Annotated in this window: 4 protein-coding genes; all 4 read left to right on the top strand. The window is 74.4% G+C overall.

The window, feature by feature from the left end; translation table 11 throughout:
• The coding region (locus P3L51_RS35665; protein WP_354609520.1) for a hypothetical protein at positions 1 to 831 on the top strand (831 nt) is incomplete at its 5' end.
• Between the two features lie 183 nt (positions 832 to 1,014).
• A complete protein-coding gene (locus P3L51_RS35670) occupies positions 1,015 to 1,548 on the top strand; it encodes a hypothetical protein (RefSeq protein WP_354609521.1) in 534 nt (177 codons plus the stop codon).
• Positions 1,545 to 1,778: a hypothetical protein gene (locus P3L51_RS35675; RefSeq protein ID WP_354609522.1), complete on the top strand. Its 234-nt coding sequence runs from the start codon at positions 1,545 to 1,547 to the stop codon at positions 1,776 to 1,778. The genes P3L51_RS35670 and P3L51_RS35675 overlap by 4 nt, the downstream gene beginning before the upstream one ends.
• 12 nt (positions 1,779 to 1,790) lie before the next feature.
• Positions 1,791 to 2,987, top strand: a 1,197-nt coding sequence (locus P3L51_RS35680) for a hypothetical protein (RefSeq protein ID WP_354609523.1), incomplete at its 3' end; no start/stop codon positions are given.

Raw genomic sequence — 2,987 nt, forward strand, 5'->3', positions numbered from 1 at the left:
CGTGACGTACAGCTCGGCATCATCACCGACACCCTGAACAAGATCATCCCGCGTGCCGTGTCCGCGAACCTGACGGTGCACATCACCGAGCGTCCGCTCTCCGGCTATCCGGCGGGGGCCAAGAACACCTGGACCGGCGACGTCGATGCCCTGGCCGAGCGGGTGTTCACCGCCCTCTACGGCCGCCCGGCCGAGCCGGGGATCACGCCGTTGGCCGCGATCACCGAGGTACTGCGCCGCCCGTTCGAGACCGTCGCCACGGCCGATCTGATCACCGGCGCCGACATCCGGCAGTACGACCCCGCCGCGACCGACGCGCCGGAGCCGTGGGCGATGGAAGTCGGCATGCTCGCGCTCAGGGTCCATGACCGGCTGTTCGGCGGTCGGGCCCCGGCGGACGCGCCCCCGCCGGACCCGCGGGAGTTGGGCCCGGTGGCGGCGGCCGAGGACGCCAAGCGGCGCCGTGACATCCACGGTGAGATCGACGCCCTCATGGGCGGGGAGCGCGCGCTGAAGACCGCGCCCTGGTACCCCGTGCGGAACGGCGACATTGTCCACGTCCACATCGAGGGCGGCGCCGACCCCGGCAGCCCTCCCGCGTGGGGCGAGACGTACGTCGTAGAGGCGCGGGACGGCTACCCCGAGGCCCTGCAACTGTGCCTGGTCCACCACACCGCGACTGACGGCGCCGACGACATGACCGGCGCCTACGCGCCCGGTGACTACGGCGACCCGCTCTACGAGCTGTGGTTCGAGGCCGGGCCCGCGCGGCTGACCATCATGCGCGACGGCCGCGTAGTGCACCTCGGCCCCGCTGTGCCCGGCGCGTGAATCTCGCCCGCCGGGCCGGGTGCGGGGCGATGGGCCGCCACGTCTACGTGTACCCGCGGCTGTTCCCGTGCGGGTGGCGTTGCCCGCTGCACACACCGGCGGCGATGGCCGGGCGGCCAGAGGCGCCGCCCGGCCCCGGCTGGCCCATCCACCGAATCGAACTGACGACCGAAGGGGTTCCCGATGGAGTCCGTACCCACACCCCGGCCCACGCCACAGACCATGGCCCGGCACCGGCCCGGTCCGGAACCGGCCCGGCATGAGGCGGAGCAGAAGCAGCAGCCTGTGCTCCGTCCGGAGCAGGTGTTGCCCGAGGTGCCGCCGGCAGCCCGCCCGGCTCCCTGGATCCGGGCCGAGTGGGAAGCGGCGCTGGTCCACTCCGGGCTACACCCGTTCGCGCGGCTGACAGCGCTGGTGCTGGCCCGCTACGCGGCCCACCACTCCGGCGTCATCGGCGCGGGCGGCGACGTCCCGCCGGTCGGCCGCATCGCGACCGCCACCGGCCTGCACGCCGACCGGGCGGGCACGAGCCTGCGCGTGCTGGAGGCCCTGGGCTGGGTGCGCCGGGAGCGGCCGCCGGGCCGGCACCGCCCGCGGACAGAGTGGCCGATGCGCTTGACGACCCCCGTCACGGCGTACGTGTCGTCGCCCCGGCGGCCGCGCCCGGACCGTACCGCGGACTCCCGTGCCGGCGGCCACGACCACCACGCGCCATGAGCCGTCAGTTATCGATCCTCGGCGGCGACGACGGCGAGGACCCCGAACCCGAGGTGCGGCGCCGGTACGGGCCGCCCCGGGTGCCGGTGACACAGATCGCCACCAGCGGCAGGACCGAGTACACGGCCGACTGCCCGCGCTGCTCCGCCGTCCACCGCCATACCGGCCCCGGCCCGCGTCAGGGGCCGTGCGGCGCCCGCTACACCATCCCGCCCGAACCTCCCGAGTAGGAGACCGCGCCCGTGCCGTACGCCGTGTCCGCCGCCGCGACTCGCCCCCAGGGCGAGCCCGTCGGCGACCGCCAGCGGCAGCGGGTGCGGTACCCGATGCGGATCGTGACCGGCGGGTACGCGGACGTCGACACCACCGTCTACGGCAAGGTGGCCGCGCTCTCGCAGCGCGGCCGCGGTACCGCCTCGGTGGAGAAGATCGCCGCCTTCCTCGGCCTCGGTGCCTCGACCGTGAAGAAGTCCCTCGGCCGCCTTCACCGCCCGTACGGCGACGACGAGGTGGCCGAAGTCCTGGTGCGCCGGCGTACCCACGCGATATCCGGCACCGGGCAGACGGCCGAGCGCTGGATCCGCCCCGTCCGCGAGAAGGACGAGGCGTGGGTATGGGCGCCCGTGCTCGCCGCCGACACGCTGCGCCCCCGCCTGCACCGCCTCTACCTCGCGCTGCGCTACGCCGAGCGCACCCGGCACCAGGCGACGCTCGCCGAGCTCGGCCAGCTGCTGCGCCACCGCAGTGGTGACCGGGCCGGACAGCCGCTCCACGAGACGACCGTCAGCCGCCTGGTCGACGCCCTGGAGACCGCCGGCTGGATCACCGTGGAGCGGCGCGGCGGGTACCGCGGCCGCCACCGCATCGTCACGCACGATCACCCGCTCCACCCGGCCACCGCCGCGGCGTCGACCCCCTGCACTGAGGGTCCATCGGGTCCCGATCTTGAAGGTCCGTCCCCCGCGTATAAGGAAGACCTAGAACTGACCGACCTTGAAAAGGGACCGGCCGGTGGTCCCGCCCGCCGGAGGCGAAACACCGGTAGTAGAGCTGTGGATAACCCCGGACGTGACGGAGCGTCACCGGTCTACACGGGCCCGGAGCTCCAGCTGTCGCCGCGCGTCTGGCAGGTTCTCGGCCCCGTCCGGCACCTGCTCCCCGGCATCAGCCCGTACCTGCTGCGCGAGGCCGCCCGTGAGATCGGCGCCCAGCTCGACGCCTACGCCGACATCGAACGCCTGTACGCCCGGCTGCAGGCCCGGCACAACACCGCCTCGGGCGGAGAGGTCCGGGATGCGGGTGCGTGGCTCCTGGGGGCCGCCCTGCCCCGCCACGGGTGCTTCCGGCACGACTGCGAGGGCGGCGTCCTCTGGTCGACCGGGCAGCGGTGCGAGAGCTGCGCCGAGGCGCGCGCCGACCGCCGCACCGGACGACGTCGT

The sequence above is a fragment of the Streptomyces panacea genome, assembly GCF_040560175.1.
GTDB lineage: Bacteria > Actinomycetota > Actinomycetes > Streptomycetales > Streptomycetaceae > Streptomyces > Streptomyces panacea.